The organism is Mesorhizobium sp. B2-6-1 (assembly GCF_006440475.1).
Lineage (GTDB): Bacteria > Pseudomonadota > Alphaproteobacteria > Rhizobiales > Rhizobiaceae > Mesorhizobium.
The window spans coordinates 308,102-329,099 of the sequence record NZ_VFUH01000006.1 but is presented as its reverse complement, the minus strand read 5'-3'; the positions used below and the strand labels follow the sequence as shown (position 1 = coordinate 329,099).

Here is a 20,998-nt window from a genome sequence, read left to right as displayed (position 1 = left end):
CCGAAGCTGATGCGGAGCGCGTTGATGGTGCGCCGGTCGGTGGCGATCGCCCAGAAATCGGTCCAGCCGAGCGCCGCAGAGCGCCAGACCAGCCCCGACAGCGGAATGAGGATGATGAGGGTAAGGTAGGCAAGCGAGAAGCCGAGCGTCAATCCGAAACCCGGAATGACGCTCGGCTGTCGAAACCGCCAACCCGCCCGAGCGGGTGCTGTGATCATATCGTCCTGAATATCGACTGCTTACTGGGGCTTGTAGATCTGGTCGAATATACCACCATCGCCGAAATGGTAAGGCTGTGCTTTCTTCCAGCCGCCGAATTGTGGGTCGTCGATGGTGACCAGCTTGATCGGCGGTAGCTTGGCCAGGTCCTCTGCCGACACCAGATCGGGCTTGGCCGGACGATAGTGGTTCTTGGCGATGATCGTCTGCGCTTCCTTGGAATAGAGCCAGCCCAGATAGGCTTCGGCGACCTTGCGCGTGCCCTTGGCATCGACATTGGCGTCGACCAAAGCGACCGGCGGCTCGGCTAGGATCGAGGTCGGGGGATAGACGATATCGAAATTTTCGGCACCGAACTCGTCGAGCGCTAGATAGGCCTCGTTTTCCCAGGCAATCAGCACGTCGCCCAGGCCCTTTTGCGCGAAGGTCACCGTCGAGCCGCGCGCACCGGTATCGAGCACCGGAGCGTTGGCATAGAGCTTGCCGACGAACTCCTTCGTCTTGGCCTCGTCGCCACCGTCATTGGCGTTGGCATAAGCCCAGGCGGCGAGATAGTTCCAGCGTGCGCCGCCCGATGTCTTCGGGTTGGGCGTAATCACCTGGACGCCGTCCTTGACCAGGTCGTTCCAGTCGTGGATGCCCTTGGGGTTTCCTTTGCGGACGAGGAAGATGATGGTCGAGGTGTAGGGTGCCGAATTGTTCTCGAATTTCGTGCGCCAGTCCGGATTGATCTTTTTCGACTTGGAGACGATGGCGTTGATATCGCCTTCGAGCGCCAGCGTCACCACGTCGGCGTCGAGGCCGTCGATCACGGCCCGGGCCTGTGCGCCCGATCCACCGTGCGACTGCTGTATGGTGACCGTTTCCCCTGTCTCGGCTTTCCAGTGAGCGGCGAAGGCCTCGTCATAAGCCTTGTAGAGCTCGCGTGTCGGATCGTACGACACGTTGAGAATGGTGGTATCGGCGAACGCGAAACCGAGCGTGCCGAACTGGACAGACGTGGCGACCAGTGCGCCGAGCAGTCTCCTGAAACGAGGTTTGGTCATTTCTGCCTCCGTTGAACCCACGTCAAATCTACCGAATTGGTAGAATTTAGATGCATTAAATGTTGCCTTTTTTGTCGTTTTGGAGAAAATCTTGGACCTGATTTCGCGGTGCGGAGAAACATTTTCCCTCAAACGTCCCCTTGGCGAATCCCCATCGACCTATCTAGGAACAAGCGGTGCCGAAGCAAGGCTGTGGCATTTGGTCGGCACGCTATCCGGCTGGACTGGGAAATCGAAGCGCTGCTTGGCGGAGGGATCGTGGTTCAGCGTGAAGGTGCCGCCATTCGCGTGCATAGTTCTTGAATCCGGCCGAGTGCATCGCGCCGAGCAGCAGCTTGCGGTTTGCCGTCGCTTCGCTTGCGGTACAGGAAAATTGTCCGTTCCGGCGTAACGGATATCCTGGCGGATCGAGGGGCCGGCAACGCGGACGAAGTCGGCGGGCAGGGCGTCGGCGCGGGCTGGGAGGAGATTGCGGGTAAAGGAACTGGCGTCGCGAGTATTGTCGCGAGGCGCCGTACCTCAGGCGAAGAAGCGCAATCCCCTGAATCGCTTGCGCAATCTTATTCAACAAACACCTTCACACTTGCCGCGCGTCCCGCCGCATCGATTACGGTCAAGGTCGAGTAGCCGGTGCCGTCCGGTTGCCATGTCGCGGTGCGCCGGCGGTCGATGCCGGTCAGCGGCTTGCCGTTGGCCAGCCAGCGGAACGGCGCGCGCCCGCCTTGCAGCTTCAGTACCAGCGGCGAGGCGTCGGCCGAGTTGGTGGCGAGATCGACGCGGGCGCCGTCGGGCGGAAAGATAATGGTCGGCGCGGGCTCTGTGGGGGTCGAGGCCTGAACCAGGCCGTCGGACCCGGCGCCGAAGCGGGCAAGCGTCACAGGCAGGTCGTTACGTCGAGGAGTGAAGGCGCCGGGGGGCTTTCCCGGCAGCGGCACGGTGGCGAGACCCGAGCGGACAAAGCCCTCGAACAGAATTGGGGCTGCCGACACATAGCCGGACAGGCCAGGCACCGCGCCTGCATCGGCCCGGCCGACCCAGACGCCCAGCACGTAACGGCCGTCGAAGCCGACCGACCAGGCATCGCGGTAGCCATAGGAGGTGCCGGTCTTGTAGGCGATGCCGCGCTGCAATGCACCCTCGGGCGGCTTGACGCCCGACAGAATGTCCATGATTTGCCAGCTCGCCTGGTCATCGAGGATGGTCGCGGTGGTGCGCTCGGCATCGACCGGCTCGGTGCCATCATGCAGCGTGTGCGTCTTGCCGCCATTGGCGAGCCCTGTATAGAGCTGGACGAGATCGCGCAGCGTAATCCCAACGCCGCCAAGGCCGATGGCCAGGCCCGGCGCCTCGTTGACCGGCAGGATCGGGTTTACCCCAGCCTGGCGGAATCGGGCCGTCAGCCGCGCGGGACCGACCGCGTCGAGCACGCGGATCGCCGGCACGTTGAGCGACAGTTGCAGCGCCTCGCGGATGCTGACGTCGCCCTGATAGCCCATATCGAAATTCTTCGGCCGGTAGCCGCCGAAATCGGCCGGGCTGTCCTCGATCAGCATTTCCTGCGCCACCAGTCCCTGTTCGAAGGCAAGACCGTAGATGAATGGCTTCAGCGTCGAGCCCGGCGAACGCACGACCTTGGTCATGTCGATCCAGCCGGAGCGGCTGGCGTCGAAGAAATTGGCCGAGCCGACTTCGCCCAGAATATCGCCGGTGCGGGAATCGGCCAGCACCATGGCGACGGAGAGACGCGCCCCAAGCTTGGCGGCGGCGTCGCGCGCTACCTGTTCCAGCCCTTCCTGGACGCTCTTGCGGATCGTCAGCTTGAGCGGCTGGCCGGGAACCGCCTTGGGCAGCATCGCATAGGCGGCGTGCGCGGCGAGCGCCGGCAAGCTACGGCGCAGGCCAGACACATCGTCGAGCGCGGCGCGCGCGGCCTCGCGTTCGCCAAGCAGGCCAGCCGAGGCCATGCGGGACAGCACGCGGTCGCGGGCGGCGTGCGCGATCGCGAGGTTGCGGTCGGGCCGGCGCTTCTCCGGCAGCTGCGGCAGGGCGACGAGAAGCGCGGCTTCCGAGACGGTGAGCCGCTTCGGCTCCTTACCGAAATAGGCGAGCGAAGCGGCGCGCACGCCTTCGAGATTGCCGCCATAGGGCGCCAGCGTCAGATAGCGTTCGAGGATCTCGTGCTTGGACAGCCGCCGCTCGATCTGGATGGCGCGCAGCATCTGCTTGAGCTTGGAGCCGAGGCTGCGGCTGTCGCGCGGCTCGATCAGGCGGGCGAGTTGCATCGACAGCGTCGAGCCGCCGGACACGATGTGGCCACTGGTGGCGAACTGGCCGGCGGCGCGGGCAAGCGCCAGCACATCGACGCCTTCATGGTTCCAGAAGCGCTTGTCCTCATAGGTGACCAACATGTCGACGAACTGCTTGTCGACCTGGTCGAGGCGGGTTTCGAGCCGCCAATAGCCGTCAGGCGTGGCGAAGGCGCGCAAAAGCTGGCCGTCGCGGTCCTGGACTTCCGTCGAGACGGTAAGCTTTTCAGGAAGCGGAGGCGGGAAGGCGCGGTCGAGCTGCCACAGGGTAGCGGCGGAAACAGCAATAACAGCCACCAAGGAGGTGCTAGCGATAGCCGCGCGGCGCAGGAATTTTCTTGAGGGCATGGCGCTGCCCCTCATCCGCCTGCCGGCACCTTCTCCCCGCATAGTGGCGGGGAGAAGGGAGCTGTCGCAATCGTCGGCGCCTTTTCTGTAACGTTGAAAATTGGCGAAAGCCTTGGTGCAGGCCCCTTTCTCCCCGTCACTAAACGGGGAGAAGGTGCCGGCAGGGCAATGAGGGGCAGCGCAAACTTCACGTTCATGTCCGCCGCGACACCTTACGGCGCCTTGACCTCCATCATGCCGGTGGCGGTACGGGCCGAATATTGCGGCCGGTACATATCCTCCACCGTTGCGGCCGGATGGGCGTAGATGCCCGGCGTCACGGCGCGCACGACATAGGCGAGCGTCAGATTGTGGTCGTGGTCGCCGTCGCTGGGGTTGAAGGCGGCGACGAAACGGTCGTCGCGGAATTCCAGATGCGCGGCGTCGGTCTGCGCCAGCCAGGAGAAGTTCGACAATTGCGCGCTGGAGACCAGGCCGGGATTGTCGATCTCGAAGCCGGCCGGCAAAAGGTCGGTAATCAAAAGGCGCGAAGGCCAGTTGTTCTGTTCGTTGACCTTGAGTACGACGACATAGCGTTCGTTCTGGGTTGCCTCCGTCACATTGGCTTCGGTGCCGTCGAGCTTGTAGTAGGTGCGCTCGATAGTGAAGCCGTCACCTCCCGCCGGCAAGGGCTGTACCGGCGACGCCACGGTGGTGACGACGGCCTGCAGCGGGGTCTTGCCGGTGTTGGCGATGGTGAGCGGGCTGTCGGCCAGATCGCTGCCGTTGACCTGGCTGGAATAGCCGCCGGAATGCGGCGCGCCATTGACGGAAAGCGTGATCGAATCATTGCCTTCCTTCAGTGCCCGGGCCGCCAGCAGCATCCAGGATTCATCCTGGGTGCTGGTCCAGCGGACCTCGGCGCGTTGTTTGGTCACCAGCTTGATCAATTCCGGCACGATCGTCGGCGCCGGTTTTGATTCCGCCGCCAGCGCCAGCATCGCGGCGCCGTCCCGCAGCGCCGAGCCATAGTCCGACCGATAATAGTCATAGTCCGTGCTCGACTTGGCGAGCCGCAGCGCCGTCTGGAAGGTCGCTTCCGAACGCTGGGCGTCGCCATAGAGCGCCAGGCTCGCCGCCAGCTGGGCGACAGCCATCGGGCTGGTGAAGGCCTCGAGCTGGGTGTCCGCGTAATAGCGCAGATCGCCGATCGAGGCCTTCTTGTTGCGGGCGAGCACATAGAGCGCGTAGGCGATCTCGCTGCCGCGGTCCTGGACGTCCTGATCGTACCCAAGCGAGTTCTGAAGATTGCCCAGTGCCTGGTTCATGGCGAGCGCCGGCACGTCGTATTTCTGCTCGCGCGCCCTGGTCAGGAAGTCGGTGACATAGGCGTCGAGCCACAGATCGCCGGAGCCCGGGCCCCACAGGCCGAAGCTGCCGCCCGAAGCCTGGTAGCTCAGCACCTTGTAGATCGCGTCCTGGATGCGGCCACGCAGCTCGGGATCGCTCTCCATGCCGACGCCCGAGGCCATTTCGTTGACATAGAGCAGGGGCATCGCCCGGCTGGTGGTCTGCTCGGCGCAGCCATAGGGATAGCGGTCGAGCGTCATCAGGAGCGAAGGCACATCGAAGGCCGCCGCCTGCGAAACGCCGACACTGACCGAAGCGCCGTCGAGCAGGCTTGCCGCCAAAAGCTCCTTGTCGACGCGCAGCGCGCCGCCATTGCCCTTGAGGTCGACCACCAAGCGGGTGGTGACCGGCAATTGCGCCGGACGCACCGGCACGTAGAGCGTCTGCTCGACCTTGGTGCCGTCGGCGTGCGCCAGCTTGATGGTGAGCGAGGCATTGCCTGCCGTCTGTGCGATCAGCGGCACGGTCAGGGTCTGGCGCTTGCCCTGCGCCAGCGTCAGTTTCTGGGGCAGGGGCTTGTCGCCCGTCGAGAGGTCCCCCGTCGTGTCGATCGACAGCGCATAGTCGCCGGCCGGACCGTCGGTGTCCGCAATGTCGAGCCGCATGACGGCGGCGTCGCCGGGCGCCAGGAAGCGCGGCAGGCCGGCGGTGATCACCACCGGATCGCGCACGATCACGTCCGACTGGGCGTGGCCGACCGCTTCCTTGGTCCAGGCGACGGCCATGACGCGAACCGTGCCGTTGAACTGCGGAATATCGAAGTCGACGCGTGCTTTGCCGTCGGCATCGAGCTGCACCGGGCCGGAGAAGAAGGCGACCAGCTTTTCGGTCGGCGGACTGCCCTGCGCCTGCATGTTGGCGCCGTCGCCGCCGGTCCTGAGCTTGCCCATAGTACCGAGAGAGCCGTCGATCAGGCCGCCGTAGAGATCACGGATTTCCATGCCCAGCATGCGCTGGCCGAAAAACCAATTCTCAGGATCCGGCGCCTTGTAGTTGGTCAGGTTGAGGATGCCGACATCGACGGCGGCGACAGTGACATAGGCGTTGCTGCCGGGCTCTACGCCGGCGACCGCGACCGGGATCGACAGCTGCTGGCGCGGCATGGTCTTGTCCGGCGGGGTAAGGGTGACGGCGAGCTTCTTCGAGCCCGGATCGACCTTCAGCCATTTCACGCCGATGGCGCGGGCCGGCATGCGGCTTTCCTGCGCGTCGCCAGGCCGGAACAGGGTTGCCGTAACATAGGCGCCGGCGCCCCAGTCGTCGCCGACCGGGATGTCGACCGTGCCGCCGCCGGCCGGCACCGACGCCGTGACGGTCTTCAACAGCTTGTCGGAACCGATGTTGACCAGAAGTTCGCCGGCAAAGTGCGGCGAGACCTTGAGCCTGGCCACTTCGCCGGCGGCATAATTGTCCTTGTCGAGGGCGATCTCGAGACCATCAGGCGTTTCGGTAGTGGTGGAGGAGACATACCAGCCGCCATCGAACTCATAACTGGTCGCGGGTCCTTCCGGATCCGCTGTCTCGACCTCGAGCCGGTAGCGGCCCCAGTCGACCGGGATCGACACTGTCGCCTCGCCGTCGGCGCCAAGGTCGACTTGGCCATTGGCGATCGATTTGGTGAAGGTGACGGGTTCGTAATTCCATGAGTTGTTGGAGCGGTACCACTGGTAATTGCGCTCGACCTTGACCAGCGACCATTGCGCACCTTTCAGCGCCTCGCGCTGGCCGTCGGGGTCGACGGCGATCAGGCTGAATTTCGCCGTGCCGCCCTGCGGCACTTCATCATCGGCAAAGTCCGGCCGGATGCCGATCATGTGGCCTTGCGGGCGGATGCCGATATTAAGCGAGCGCTCGATTGCGCGGCCGCCGGTCTCACGCATACGGACCGTCACCTTGGCGTCGATGAGCTTCGTGGTCGACGGCAGTTGCTCGACGGAGACCGGGAAGGTCGCCTTGCCATCCTCGCCGACCACCGGAAGATCGGTGAACGGGATGACGGTCGGTTCCGACGACTGCTCGTCGGCAAGGCCAAAGGAATAGCCGTTGAAGCGGTCCCAGTCACGCGCGGTCGACAGGGTCAGTTCGCCTTCGAGCGCGAGGCCAGCAGCCGGTGCGCCATAGAGAAAGCGGCCGTCGACGGTGATGTTGGCGGTTTCGCCCTGCGCGATCTCCTGCTTGTCGGCCTTCATGTCGAATTCGATGCGGTCCGGCACGAAATCCTCGACCAGGAACATCTGGCTGGCGACGGCCGGTTGCTTGGGATCGGTATAGATCGATACCGACCAGGTGCCGCGCATGGCGTTTGGCTGGAGCGGCAGATCGACGGCGTGCCCGCCGGCTGACGCGCCATCGCTGACGACGCGGCGATCCTCGACGCCGTCCGGGCGCGAGAAGATGAAGGTCAGCGGCAGGTTCTCGACCGCCTTGGCGGCGCCGTCACGGGCAAGAGCCGCAACATGCACCTCCTCGCCGGCGCGGTAGATGCCGCGCTCGGTCCAGGCGTAGATATCGAGCGCGCCCGGCGCTGCGCGTCCAGTGACGCCGCGGTCGGACAGGTCGAAACCGGCGCGGGCCATGTCGAGGAAGACAAAGTCGTTATCGCCCTGCCTGGCCATCAGCACGGCCGGCACCATGCCGCCGTCGCCGCGTGTTAGGCCGGGATTGAACACGGCATGACCATCGGCATCCGAAGTCGCGGTGCCGAGGATCTCGTTGTTGCGGGCAACCAGCGTCAGTTCGGCGCCCGCTATCGGCTTGGCGCTGCCCAGCGAACGGGCATAGACATTGAGCCCGTCCTGACCGGTATAGGTCGAGAGGCCGATGTCGGAAACGACGAACCATTGCGTGGCCATCGAGTTGTAGTCGTCGCTCTTCTCGCTGACAGCCTGGGCAGTCAGCACATAGACGCCGGGCTTGCGCCGCGGCAGCGCCTCGTCGACCGGGAAGGAGGTGGTGACCTCCTTGTTCAGGTCGTTGGCGATGTCGAGCTGGCCTTCCCAGACCGGCTCGCCCATCTGCTCGGAAATGTTTGAGATGTCGTAGCTGTCGAGCTGATGCAGGAACTGGTAGCCGGACAGAAGCTGGGCCAGCGAGCGGTCGCCGATGCGATAGAGCTTCATCTCGGCGGCGTTCATGTTGACAGTGACGACGGGGATGCCGCGGCGCGCGCCGGCCGGCAGCACGAAGCTGTCGCCGGTGAAGCGGGCCGAAGGCGCACGGTCCTGCACATAGATCGACAGCACGACGGGCGCGGCGGTCACTTCGCCGATGGCGGCCGGCAGGCCGGCGCGGAAGGTCACGTCATAATGCTGGCCGTGTTCCAGTCCTTCGACGCAAATCTGCTTGTCCTTGGCTTCAACGCCTTTGGGCGGCTGCTTGTCGACGGTGACGAATTGTGCGTAATCGACGCCGGTCTTGACCAGTTCCTCGGAGAATTGGGCGCAGATGCGCGGGGCGCTGGTGTCGGCATCGACGGTGTGGTCGATGACGCGGAAACCCTTGCGAGCCTTGAGATCGGAATAGTCGGCCTGGACCGCAGGCGAAGGTACCAGGGCAAGGCTGGCTTCATAGGCCTGCAGGGCGGGGCGATAGAGGTCGCGCTTGTCGAGGCCGGAGCCGATGAGCGCCAGCGTCTCCGCCCGCGTCCTGGCTGTACGCAGGAGCTTGTAGGCATTGAAGGCGGCCGACGTACCGTTTGCCGGCAAGGTGGAGGCCTCGGATGTGTTGGCCGCCGGCTGCACGGCAAGCGTTTCGCGCGCCAGGTTGAGCCAGAGCTGGCCATCGTCGGGCATGACAGAGACCGCGGCCTCGTATTTCTGCACGGCAGTGCGATGATCGCCGGTGAGCACCGCCTGCTCGGCCGCCGTGGTCAGCGCGGCCATGCCCTCGGTCGGCCTGTCATAGGCCGGGCCGAGCAGCCGGTTACGGTATTGCTGGGCCTGGTCAGCCATCCAGTTGGGGAAGAAGGCGAGTTCCGGCGGCGCGCCGATGTCGGGGTCGCCGTCGATATTGACGACCTTGCCCGCGACCGCGCCGTTGAAGGGCTTCAACTGGTTATAATCGGATTTGAGGAAGCACCATTTGGCCTTGGTGTTATAGGTGAAGGCGCGGCAGGCGGGATCGCCCAGGCAGGTGGTCTTGCATTGATCGAGCGTGACGTTCTGGTCGGACCGGAGGTCGAAACCGAAATAGTCGGAATTGTCGGTCGTTGCGACTCGCCGTGCTTCGGCCGCTTGCGCGACGTTACCCCAGGCCAAGACATTGGCCCAGGCGAAGAAGAGAAGGATCAGGAAAGACAGACGACGAGCCGCGCGCATTGCCATAACACCCTCCAGACAATTTGCAGACGTCCGGGCATGTTCAAGCTTCACTCAGGCTTGTCAACATGAGGACGCGGCAGGGTTCCGCCTGCCAACGGTTTCCTTTCCGGCCAACAGCCGGTAGTACCTCCATAGGACAGGGGATCACGCATTCTTGCGGCAATGCAAAAGGTGTGAATTCCAAGCCCGTCCTATTTCAGACAATTGGATTGTGGCCCCTTTACGAGCGCTTCAGAACTTCATTCCAATTTTAGGTTTGTAAAGTAGGTTGTCTTAATGCCGGCGTATGAAAGGCAGATGTCAGGGGGTACCGAGCCAAAGCGCGTGCTTTCGCGCGCGCTGCTTCTGGCCGTGATCTGCTGCTCGCTGATCGCCGGGCTGGGACCGGCGGCCGCCTTCGAAATCTTCGGCATCAAGCTGTGGGGCTCATCGAGCGATGAGGATGCCGACATCGTCGATCCGATGCGCTACGCCGTGACCATCTCCGCGCCCGACGCCGACAAGGACCTGGTAAAAAAGCTCGAAAACGCCTCGGCGCTGAAGAGCGACGAAGACCATCCCGTCTCCGGCTCGCTCGGTCTGATGGCCAAGGCGCGCAGCGATCGAGAACAGCTTGTGGCGGCGCTCTACGCCGATGCCCGCTACGAAGGCGTCGTCACCATCACCATCGAGGGCAAGCCGCTGGACGAATTGCCGCCGGACGCCGAATTCAAGGGTCCGCAGCCCATTCCCGTGGCCGTCAACATCGCCGCGGGTCCCAAATTCACCCTCGGCGATATCCGGCTGGAGGGTGACGCCGCTGGACTGATGAGCGCCGATTACGGCCTGATATCAGGCGGCGACGCTGGGTCTGGCGCGGTGCTCAAGGCCGAGGCGCTGATCGTGCGCACGCTGAAGGAGCAGGGCAGGCCGCTGGCCGAGGTGACCAGCAGGCACATCGTCGCCGACCATGACACGTCGACCCTCGACGTGACGCTGACGGTTGCTGCCGGGCCAGTCGCCGGCTATGGCGCGACCACGGTGGAAGGCACCGAGAAGGTCGACCGCGACTTCACCGAATACATGACCGGGCTGAAACGTGGCCGGCAATACTCGCCTCAGGAGATCGACGATGCGCGCGACAGGCTGCTGGCGCTCGAGGTCTTCAACAGCGTGACTTTCAAGGAGGCCGACAAGCTCGATGCCGAGGGCAACATTCCGATCGGTGTCCAGGTCAGCGAGCGCAAGCCGCGTTATTTCGGGCTGGGCGGCACCTTCTCGAATACGGAAGGGCTGGGGCTGGAGGGGTATTGGGGCCATCGCAACCTGTTCGGCCGGGCCGAGAAGCTGCGCATCGACGGAGCCATCAGCGGCATCGGCAGCAATGACCTGTCCGAATTGAACTACAATGCCGGCATCATGTTCGAGAAACCCGGCGTGATCGGGCCGGCATCTAAATTCTTCGCCGGCATCAAGACCGTGCTCGAACATCCCGACGCCTACGACCATTTCTCGGTCAAGGGCAACACCGGCCTGTCCTATGAACTGACCAAGAACCAAACCGTGTCGGCCGAGGTCGCGCTCGACTATTCACGCATCCACGATTCCTTTGGCAAACATAAATACCTGATCGCCAGCATCCCGCTGCAATATGTCTATGACAACAGGGACGTCAGGCTGAACCCGACCAAGGGCTTCAGGTTGCTGGCCTATGCCGAGCCGAGCTACGACATATTGAGCGGTGCCGCCTTCCTCAAGCTGAAGGGCGAGGGATCGGCCTATCAGTCGCTGGATACCGCTTCGAAATTCGTGCTGGCGGAACGTGTCGCACTTGGCTCGATCGTCGGCACCAGCCTGCAGAACGTGCCTGCCGACCGGCGTTTCTATTCCGGCGGCGGCGGCTCGGTGCGCGGCTATGCCTATCAGGGCATCGGCCCCAAGGATTTCACCGGCCAGCCGATCGGCGGCCTGTCCTTCTTCGAGACCTCGGTTGAGATGCGTATCGCCATCACCGACACGATCGGCATCGTACCGTTCGTCGATGCCGGCACGGTATCGACGAAGTCGTTCCCCGATTTTTCCGACGTCAAGGTGGGCGCCGGTGTCGGCTTGCGCTATGTGACGCCATTCGGGCCGCTGCGTATCGACGCCGCCGTGCCGCTCAACCGCGACCCAGGCGACCCTCATTTCGGCATCTATGCCGGCATTGGCCAAGCGTTTTGAACATGAAGACGGTCTGGCGCATCCTTCTCATTTTTCTCTACACGCTGCTGATCGTGGTAGCAGGCGCCATCGGCGCGCTTTTCGTGCTGACCAAGACCGAGCGTGGACGCGACAATCTCGCCGGCATCATTTCGCGCCTGGCCTCGAGCGACGAGCGTAAGGTCACCGTCAGCGGCATCGACGGTATCTGGTCGGGCGCGCTCAGTGTCGACCATGTCGTGCTGGAGGACCGCGAGGGCGCCTGGCTGGTGGCGCGCAAGGTGGCCATCGACTGGTCGCCGCTGGCACTGTTGTCCAAAAACTTCAGCGCCGACCGCATCGCGGCGGAGCGCATCGAACTTGCGCGTCTGCCGGTGGCCGGCACGCAGCAGCCGGCGCAAGGCGGCGCGACGACGCTGCCGGTTTCCATTGATATCAAGCAGATCGACTTGCCGGAAGTCGCGCTCGGCCAACAACTGGCCGGCAGCGGCATCGCCGAACTCGCCGCCAAGGCCTCGGTGAAGGCCGACGCCGCACCGCTGTCGGTCGAGACGGTGCTCAACATTACCCGCCATGACGGCAAACAGGGCAATGTCGACGCGCAGATCCACTTCGCGCCAGCGGACAACAAGCTCGACCTCAACCTCAAGGCGTCGGAACCGGCCGGCGGCATCATCGCCAATCTGCTCAATCTGCCGGACGCGCCGCCGGTCGACATCGTCGTCTCGGGCACCGGCCCGCTGGCCAACTGGAGTGGCGTCGGTACCTTCCTTGTCGATCATCGGATCGTAACCCAGCTCACCGGCCGCCATCAGCTCACCGACAAGGGTAACTATCTCGAAGCCAAGGGCGACGGCGATTTCGCCCGCTTCCTGCCGGAGAACCTGAAACCATTGTTTGCCGGTAAGACCAGCTTCGATATGGCGGGCACTGCCACGACGGCGGGCGGGATCAGTGTCGACCGGGCCAACATCGACAGTGATGCCGTGCACGGCACCGCGACCGGTATCGTCGACCCCGCCGGAGCCAGCGATCTTTCGGTCGAACTCGCCGCCAAGGGGCCACCCGTGGTGGTTAGCGTCGGCAGCAAGGCGCAGCCGATCACGCTGGCGATCAAGAATGCCACCGCCCGGGCGTTCGGCGACGGCAAGGCGCCGGTCGTCGATATCGGCGCCTCCTTCGTTTCGATCGTCGTCGGCGGCACGCGGCTAGACGACCTGGCGGCGCAGATACACTCCGACGGTTTCGACATCCAGAACCGCACCGGGCCGGTTACCGTCAAGCTTGGGGCCGGTGGCCTGAAAACCGACGTCGCGACGCTGGCGCCGCTGGTCACTGGCAAGGTCGATGTCGGCCTGGCTGGTTCCCTCAGCAAGGACGCCATTGTCATCGATCAGGGCACGCTCCGGTCCGATGCGCTCAATGCCTCGCTGACGGCGACCGTGGCGCTCGCCGACCTGTCGATGCAGCTCAAGATGAATGCCGATGCCGTGGCGACCGCCTTCCCGCAGCAGATCGCCTCGGTGCTCGGCGGGCGGGTGAAGTTCTCGGCCACAGCGTCGCGCGATCCGCAGGGCTCGTTCGCCGCCAACTCGATCGAACTCACGTCCGGTTCGCTCAGCGCCAGCGGTACCGCCAGCATGCAAGGTACCGACATCCTGGCCGATATCAAAGGCAGGCTGGGGGATGTTTCGGTGCTGTCGCCGACGGTCGGCGTCCCGGTCGAGGGCGGTGTCGATTTCGCCCTGTCGGCAAGCGGCGCCATGACCGCGCCGGATTTCACGGTTTCCGCCAACAGCGATAGCCTGACGGCCTCGGGCCGCACGGTGAAGTCGATCAAGCTGACCGCGAGCGGCAAGGCCGACATTGCTAGCCCTTCCGCCAATGTTTCGCTGACCGGCGCCGTCAACGACCAGCCGCTCGACATCAAGGCGGCGCTGGTGACGAGCGAAGGCAAGCGCTCGATCAATGGCTTTGCGGTGTCGCTGGGTGACAACAAGGTGTCGGGCGATCTGGCACTGGATGACAAGTTCATGCCGCTGGGCACGCTCATTCTTTCCGCGCCTGCAATCGATCAGCTTGCGGCGCTGGCCGGCCAGGCGGTGACCGGCGACATCAACGGCACCATTCGCTTTGCCAAGAGTGGCGACGTACCCTCCGTTGCCATTGACGCGAAGAGCACGTCGATCGCGCGCGGCGAGGTGACGGCCAGCACAATCGCCGTCAATGCCTTGATTGCGAACTATCTCAAGGCGCCGGCGATTTCAGGCTCGATCAAGGCCGATGCTGTAACGTCAGGGACCACCCAAGTCGGCGGCATCATCGTCGATCTGAGGCGCGACGGAGACTGGACGAATTTTGCCGGCGGCGCCACCGTATCCGGTATTCCAGCGAAGGCGGCGGGGCGCGTGAAGATCGCCGATGGCGTCACCAGCGTCGAGATCGCCTCGGGCGAGGCTACGATTCGCGGCATCAAGGCGGCAATTGCCGAGCCATCTATGCTCAGTATCGCCGATGGCACCACCAGCATCGAAAAATTAGCGCTCGATGTCGGCGGCGGCTCGGTGGCGCTGTCCGGTACCGCCGGCCAGACGCTCGATCTCGCGGCAAAGGTCTCCGCCTTGCCGGCTGCCCTTGCCAACGGCTTTTCGCCCGGCCTCGATGCCGCTGGAACGCTTGATGGCAGCGCTGAGGTAACGGGCTCGCCGTCGGCTCCGGACGTCCGGTTCAATGTGCAACTGGCCGGTGTCGAAACAAGCCAAACCCGCCAGACTGGGCTTGGGCAGCTCGCAGTCGACGCGGCCGGCCGCTACACCATGGCCGGCGGCGTCGTCCTCGACCACGCGACGCTCTCCGGTGACAAGGTTTCCGGTCAAGCTGCCGGCACGATCAATCCGAACGGCGCCAGCGATTTCGCCCTTGACCTCGTCTCATCCGGTCCAAGTCTGCCGCTCACGGTCGGAAGCGCCGAGAGTCCCATCAAGATCGAGGTCCGGTCGCTGTCGGCAAAGATGGCGGGCGAGAGCACGCGGGCCCGATTGGATATGTCCGCGATCCTGCCCTCGATCGCGACGAGACCGGCGAAGGTGGACGGACTGAGCCTGGCATTGCACTCGGATGCGTTCGATCTGAAGAACCGCGCCGGGCCGGTTTCGGGCACAGTTTCGGTGGATAGGGTTGGGCTCGACAATCCCACCATCGCGCCGCTGATCGCCGGCAAGGTCACGGCCGCGCTCAGCGGGCGCCTGTCAGCCGACGCTGTCGCCATCGACAGCGGCTCGCTCAAAAGCGACGCGCTCAACAGCCAGGTCGCCGGCCTGGTGTCGCTGCGTGACGGCGCCATCGACCTCAAGCTGAAGGCGGATGCTCCATCGTCGGCCCTGCCGGCCGCAGCACGCGGCATGCTTGGCGAACGGGCGCAGTTGAGCGCCACGCTGAAGCGCGAGCCCAACGGTAATATCGCCATAGGCGGATTGACGCTGGCCTCCGGCGCGCTGACCGCACAGGGGCAGGCGAGCCTTGCCGACAATACGCTGGCCGCCGACATCAAGGGCGTGCTGGGCGATGTTTCGCTGCTGTCGAAGGATGCCAAAGGCGCCATCGCCTTTGCGCTGAATGCGCAGGGCCCGGCGACCGCGCCGGATCTGTCGCTGACCGTCGACAGCGACAAGCTTTCGGTGGCGTCGCGCGAGATCACCGGGCTCAGACTAACCGCCACCGGCAAAGCCGACGCGGCCAAGCCGGCGGCCAATGTGCAGCTGACAGGCAATGTCGCGGGCCAACCCTTGCAAGGCAGTGCGGTGCTGGCGACCGCGGACGGCAAGAGCGCCATCAATGGCCTGCTTTTGTCGCTGGGCCAAAACAGGATTTCCGGCGACCTGGCGCTGGACGACAAGTTCATACCCGAAGGCACGATCTCTCTCGACCTGCCCGATATAGGACCGCTTGCCGCATTGGCGCTGGAAAAAGCGGAAGGCGATGTGCGCGGCACGATTGCGTTCTCGAAGAACGGTGCCGCACCGCAGGTCGCCATCAAGGCTACGACCGCCTCGGTCACGCGCGGCGATCTTCAGGCGAAGGCCGTGTCGATCGACGCATTGATCGCCAATTACCTCGCCGCTCCGGTCATCTCCGGAAAAATCCATGCCGACACCGTCACGTCGGGCGGCACGGTGATCAGCGGCATCGATGTCGACCTGAAGCGTGACGGCGACTGGACCGGCTTTTCCGGCGGCGCGACGGTGAAAGGAATTCCGGCGAAGGCCGCGGGCCGCGTGAAGGCGGCCAACGGCACGACGACCATAGAGCTTGCTTCCGGCGAGGCGACCGTCCAAGGCATAAAGGCTGCCATCGCGCAGGCTTCGACCGTCACCATCGCCAATGGCACGACGACGCTGGACAGGCTGGTGCTCAACCTGGGCGGCGGCACGGCGACGGTGACCGGCAAGATCGGGCAGGCGCTCGACATCAACGCGGCGCTGGCGCGGGTGCCGATCTCGCTTGCCAACAGTTTTTCGCGGGGTCTCGATGCCGCCGGTTCGATTTCGGGCACGGTGAAGGTCACCGGGGCACCAGCCAGCCCCAGTGCGGCGTTCAACCTCGATGCCGCCGGCGTCCAGACCTCCCAGACCCGCGGCGCGGGGGTCGGTGCGGTGAGTGTCTCTTCCTCCGGCACCTTTGCCGGCAACAAGCTGACCTTCAACGCCAATGTCAGCGATGGGGCCGGCCTTGGTCTCAAGGGCGGCGGCACGGTGACGACATCAGGCACGCCGGCGCTCGCGCTCGACTTCAATGGCGCCGTGCCGTTCGGAATCCTCAGTCAGAAGCTCGCCGCGCAAGGCCTGTCGCTGACGGGGACCGCGAGTGTCAATGTGCAGGTACGCGGCCCCGCGACATCGCCGGTCATCGGCGGCAGCATCAGCACGTCGGGCGCCCGCCTGCTCGACGCGCGTTCCGGGCTTGCGGTCAACGACATCGCAGCCGAAATTTCCATCGGCAATGGCGTCGCCAGGATCAACCGGCTGACCGGGACGCTGTCGACGCGCGGCAGCCTGTCGGCCAGCGGCACGGTCGGTATCAATCCGGCGCAGGGGTTCCCGGCCGATCTGTCGATCAAGCTCACCGACGGCCGCTACACCGATGGGCGGGTGGTCACCGCCAATCTTGGCGGCGACCTGACGATCAAAGGACCGCTGACGTCGGCGCCGGTGATTGCCGGCACCGTCAACCTTGCCAAGACCGTGATCACCGTTCCGGACAAATTGCCAGGTTCGCTTTCGGCGCTCGATGTCAAGCACAAGAACGCGCCCGGCGCGGTGAGGGCGCAGGACAAGGCATTGCGCCCGGCCACGACCAGCGGCAAGACGGGTGGCAGCGGCCTTGTGCTGGATGTCACCGTCAACGCGCCGAACCAGATCTTCATCCAGGGCAGGGGCGTGGACGCCGAACTCGGCGGCTCGCTCAGGCTGACCGGTCCGGCCTCATCGCCGCAAGCGGTCGGCACTTTCACGCTGCAACGCGGGCGGCTGTCGATTCTCGGCAAGCGGCTGACCTTCACCGAGGGCACGGTCGGCTTTTCTGGCTCGCTGGTGCCCTATCTCAACCTGACCGCGACAACGACCACGAGCAGCACCATCGTCACCATCGTGGTGTCGGGCGAGGCGACCAATCCGAAATTCACCTTCACCTCGGTGCCGGCGCTGCCCGAGGACGAGGTGCTGGCGCAACTGATCTTCGGGCGGTCCATGTCGAACCTGTCGCCGCTGCAGATCGCGCAACTGGCCGAAGCCGCCGGGCAACTCGCCGGTGTCGGCGGCTCGACGTCGCTGCTGGAAAACCTGCGCAGCGCGATCGGCGTCGACGATCTCGATGTCACCACCGACGAAAAGGGCGGCACGGCGGTTTCTGCCGGCAAGTACCTCAACGACCGCACCTATGTGACGATCCAGAAAGGCGACAAGCCGGGCTCGGGCAAGGCCACGATCGACCTCAACGTGGGACGCGGCGTCAAACTGCGCGGCGAGGCGACGGACGCCGGCGAAGCCAAGGGCGGCATCTTCTACGAGAAGGAATATTGAAGCGGAGACTTGGGCTGGCCCTCATCCTGGCGAGGGCTGGTCCTGTCGCAAACCGCGCCAATGTCTCAGTTTAATCGCCTGAAGAGATTTAGTGGAAATCCGTCGCGCACTAGCAATTTTGCGCCAAGACTGTCGCTATCACGCGAACCGCTCCCCCTCCAAAGTTGCACATTCGTCAATATGTTCCCAATCCATGCCGTCTTTGACATCATGGCCTGGATGCGGAATGTTAATCGGCGGAAAGCCAACAATGGGAGTTAGTCATGACAATCTACAAGAGTAATGGCGATAGCGTTCCGGATCACATCCTGGCCATGGCCGAAGAAGCCAAGTCGGGTAAGGTCGATCGCCGCGAATTCCTAGCGCTTGCCAGCGTCTTCGGCGCTTCGACGGCCATGGCCTATGGCCTTCTGGGGCTCGCCGCGCCGACGCCGGCCAGGGCCGAGGACGTGCAGGGTAAGAAAGGCGGCGTGCTCAAGGTGGCAATGTCGGTCAAGGATCCCAAGGATCCGCGCACGGCCGACTGGTCGGAAATCTCCAATGCCGAGAGGCAGGCGCTCGAGCCGCTGGTGAAATACACCCACCAGTACACATTCGCGCCCTATCTCCTGGAAAGCTGGGACATCAATGACGACGCCACCGAGTACACGCTGCATGTGCGGCCGGGCGTCGAATGGAACAATGGTGACAAGTTCACCGCCGACGACGTGATCTACAATTTCACCCGCTGGGCCGACAAGGCCGCGGAAGGCAACTCCATGCCGGGCCGTCTCGGCAGCCTCGTCGATGACAAGACCAAGAAATTGCGCGAAGGGTCGGTCATCAAGGTCGACGACATGACCGTCAAGCTGAAGCTCACCAAACCCGATATCGCCATCATCCCCAACCTGACCGATTATCCGGCACTGGTGGTGCACAAGAGCTTCGACGAGAAGGGCGCCAACTTCAAGAACTGCCCGATCGGTACGGGTCCGTTCGAGCTCGTCTCCTACGACGTCGGCCAGAAGGTCGTCTACAAGCGCCGCGAGACCGGCAAGTGGTGGCAGGGCGAAGCCTTCCTCGATGGCGTCGAGTTCATCGATTACGGCACCGATCCGGCCGCAACGGTTTCGGCCTTCGAATCGGGCGAAGTTCAGACCAACCATGAGACGACCGCCGACTACGTCAAGATCATCGCAGACGTCGGCGCGCCGCCTTCCGAGGTCGTGACCGCCGCCACCGTGGTGTCTCGCTTCAACGTCAACGCCAAGCCTTATGGCGACCAGAAAGTGCGTCAGGCGATGTGTCTGGCCGTCGACAACTCGGTGGTGCTGCAGCTCGGCTACGGCAATGCCGGCACGCCGGCCGAGAACCACCATGTCGCGCCGATCCATCCCGAATATGTCGAGCTGCCCAAGATCAAGCGCGACATCGCCAAGGCCAAGCAGATGCTGACGGAAGCCGGCGTGATCGATTTCGAACACGAGCTGATCAGCAACGACGAGGACTACCACAAGAACACCACGGACGCGATCGCGGCCCAACTGCGCGAGGCTGGCATCAAGGTGAAGCGCACCGTACTGCCGAGCTCGACCTTCTGGAACGACTGGACGAAATATCCGTTCTCGGAAACCAACTGGAACATGCGTCCACTTGGCATCCAGGTCATCGCCATCGCCTACCGCTCGGGTGAAGCCTGGAACGAGACGGCCTACGCCAATCCGGACTTCGACAACAAGGTCAACGAGGCGCTCGGGATCGCCGACGCGGAGAAGCGCAAGGTGGTGATGAAGGACATCGAGCAGATGCTGCAGGATTCCGGCATCATCATCCAGCCTTACTGGCGCAAGCTCTACATCAACATCAAGCCCGAGGTGAAGAACCACTCGATGCACCCCACCTACGAGCACGACTTCGGCAAGGTCTGGCTCGATCAGGCGTGACCCACAGCCTGTCGGGAGCGGGGCGCCAGCGCCTTTCGCTCCCGCGGCATCGCCGCCGTTGCATTGGATGCAGCGGCGGCGTGACGTCACAAGGTTTTTGATACAGGGTTGAACCTATCTGACCCCAACCCGGCCGGCAGGGGGGTACAATGTTCTCATTCATCGCCAGACGCATCGGCACGATACTGCTCACGATGCTGTGCCTGACGCTGGTCGTCTTCTTCCTCGTCAATCTGGAACCCAACCTGAAGAAGCTGGCGATCAGCCAGACCGAGATGCACACCTCGGCCGAACAGCTGGAAAGCTGGCTGGTCAATCACGGCTACCGGCAGAACTTTTTCGTGCGCTACGGCCAGTGGCTCGGCGTCGTGCCCAAGCAGCCGGTAACCGATCCGGCGACCGGTAAGCCGGCGCAGCGCTTCTCTTTCTGCAATGATCCGGCCGAGCCGAAGTTCTCCGGCGTGCTCCAGGGTGATTTCGGCTGCTCGACCAAATTCAAGACCACGGTGGGGGCCAAGCTATTCCCTGCGCTCGGCGCCACGGGCATCCTGATGTTCTGTGTGCTGGCGGTGATGGTGCCGGTCTCGCTGCTGATCGGCATCCTGGCCGGCATGCGCGAGGGGTCGCGCACCGACCGGGTGCTGTCGGTCGCCTCGATCGCCTCGACGGCGACGCCCGAATATGTATCGGGCGTCATCTTTACCGTCATCTTCGCCTCCTGGCTTGGCTGGCTGAACGGATCCGCCGCATCGGCAAGCCAGGGCATCACCTTCTATAACTTCACGCTGCCGGTGATCACGCTGGCCATCTACGGCATCGGCTACATCGCGCGCATGACGCGTGCCTCGATGGTCGAGGTGATGACGCAGCAATATATCCGCACCGCCCGGCTGAAGGGTCTTTCCTTCAAAAGCGTGGTGGTCAAGCACGCGCTGCGCAACGCTCTGATCGCGCCCTTCACCGTGATCATGCTGCAGTTTCCGTGGCTGCTCACCGGCGTCGTCATCGTCGAGGTGATGTTCCGCTATCAGGGCTTCGGCTACACGCTGGTCGAGGCCGCAGGCAACAACGACATCGACCTTTTGCTTGGCTGCTCGCTGGTCTCGGTGTTCATCGTCCTGATCACGCAGCTCATTTCCGATGTCGGCTACGCGTTCCTCAATCCGCGCATTCGGGTCCAGTAGGGGAGAC

Annotated in this window: 7 protein-coding genes and 1 pseudogene; 4 read left to right on the top strand and 4 right to left on the bottom strand. The window is 64.0% G+C overall.

Annotated features, from left to right (window positions below; genetic code table 11):
• The 4 genes and pseudogenes from FJ443_RS15735 to FJ443_RS15710 all read right to left on the bottom strand — a co-directional run.
• Positions 1 to 218, bottom strand: a pseudogene (locus tag FJ443_RS15735) (molybdate ABC transporter permease subunit); the annotation flags it as partial.
• A 21-nt stretch (positions 219 to 239) separates the two neighbouring features.
• A complete protein-coding gene (locus tag FJ443_RS15730; RefSeq protein WP_140521250.1) occupies positions 240 to 1,265 on the bottom strand; it encodes a sulfate ABC transporter substrate-binding protein in 1,026 nt (341 codons plus the stop codon).
• Positions 1,266 to 1,825: 560 nt separating this feature from the next.
• Complete coding sequence (pbpC, locus tag FJ443_RS15720; protein WP_140521249.1) at positions 1,826 to 3,919, bottom strand: penicillin-binding protein 1C; 2,094 nt, start codon at positions 3,917 to 3,919, stop codon at positions 1,826 to 1,828.
• A 212-nt stretch (positions 3,920 to 4,131) separates the two neighbouring features.
• Entirely contained in the window at positions 4,132 to 9,630 is a 5,499-nt protein-coding gene (locus FJ443_RS15710; RefSeq protein WP_140521248.1) for an alpha-2-macroglobulin family protein, read from the bottom strand.
• A 273-nt stretch (positions 9,631 to 9,903) separates the two neighbouring features.
• Here FJ443_RS15710 and FJ443_RS15705 point away from each other — a divergent pair, with 273 nt between their 5' ends.
• The 4 genes from FJ443_RS15705 to FJ443_RS15690 all read left to right on the top strand — a co-directional run bounded on the left by FJ443_RS15705 (position 9,904) and on the right by FJ443_RS15690 (position 20,991).
• Positions 9,904 to 11,829 carry an autotransporter assembly complex family protein gene (locus FJ443_RS15705; RefSeq protein ID WP_140521247.1) on the top strand — a complete coding sequence of 642 codons (1,926 nt, stop codon included), beginning with the start codon at positions 9,904 to 9,906 and terminating at the stop codon, positions 11,827 to 11,829.
• A gap of 2 nt (positions 11,830 to 11,831) precedes the next feature.
• A complete protein-coding gene (locus tag FJ443_RS15700) occupies positions 11,832 to 17,885 on the top strand; it encodes a translocation/assembly module TamB domain-containing protein (RefSeq protein ID WP_140664800.1) in 6,054 nt (2,017 codons plus the stop codon).
• Positions 17,886 to 18,148: 263 nt separating this feature from the next.
• Positions 18,149 to 19,807 carry an ABC transporter substrate-binding protein gene (locus FJ443_RS15695; protein WP_140656773.1) on the top strand — a complete coding sequence of 553 codons (1,659 nt, stop codon included), beginning with the start codon at positions 18,149 to 18,151 and terminating at the stop codon, positions 19,805 to 19,807.
• Positions 19,808 to 19,956: 149 nt separating this feature from the next.
• Positions 19,957 to 20,991 carry an ABC transporter permease gene (locus FJ443_RS15690; RefSeq protein WP_140521245.1) on the top strand — a complete coding sequence of 345 codons (1,035 nt, stop codon included), beginning with the start codon at positions 19,957 to 19,959 and terminating at the stop codon, positions 20,989 to 20,991.
• Positions 20,992 to 20,998: the final 7 nt, after the last annotated feature.

Bases quoted from the DNA above. Each gene is read 5' to 3' on its own strand.
- FJ443_RS15690 (WP_140521245.1), top strand. From the start codon at position 19,957: ATGTTCTCATTCATCGCCAGACGCATCGGCACGATACTGCTCACGATG.
- FJ443_RS15695 (WP_140656773.1), top strand. From the start codon at position 18,149: ATGACAATCTACAAGAGTAATGGCGATAGCGTTCCGGATCACATCCTG.
- FJ443_RS15705 (WP_140521247.1), top strand. From the start codon at position 9,904: ATGCCGGCGTATGAAAGGCAGATGTCAGGGGGTACCGAGCCAAAGCGC.
- pbpC (WP_140521249.1), bottom strand. From the start codon at position 3,919: ATGCCCTCAAGAAAATTCCTGCGCCGCGCGGCTATCGCTAGCACCTCC.
- FJ443_RS15710 (WP_140521248.1), bottom strand. From the start codon at position 9,630: ATGGCAATGCGCGCGGCTCGTCGTCTGTCTTTCCTGATCCTTCTCTTC.
- FJ443_RS15730 (WP_140521250.1), bottom strand. From the start codon at position 1,265: ATGACCAAACCTCGTTTCAGGAGACTGCTCGGCGCACTGGTCGCCACG.
- FJ443_RS15700 (WP_140664800.1), top strand. From the start codon at position 11,832: ATGAAGACGGTCTGGCGCATCCTTCTCATTTTTCTCTACACGCTGCTG.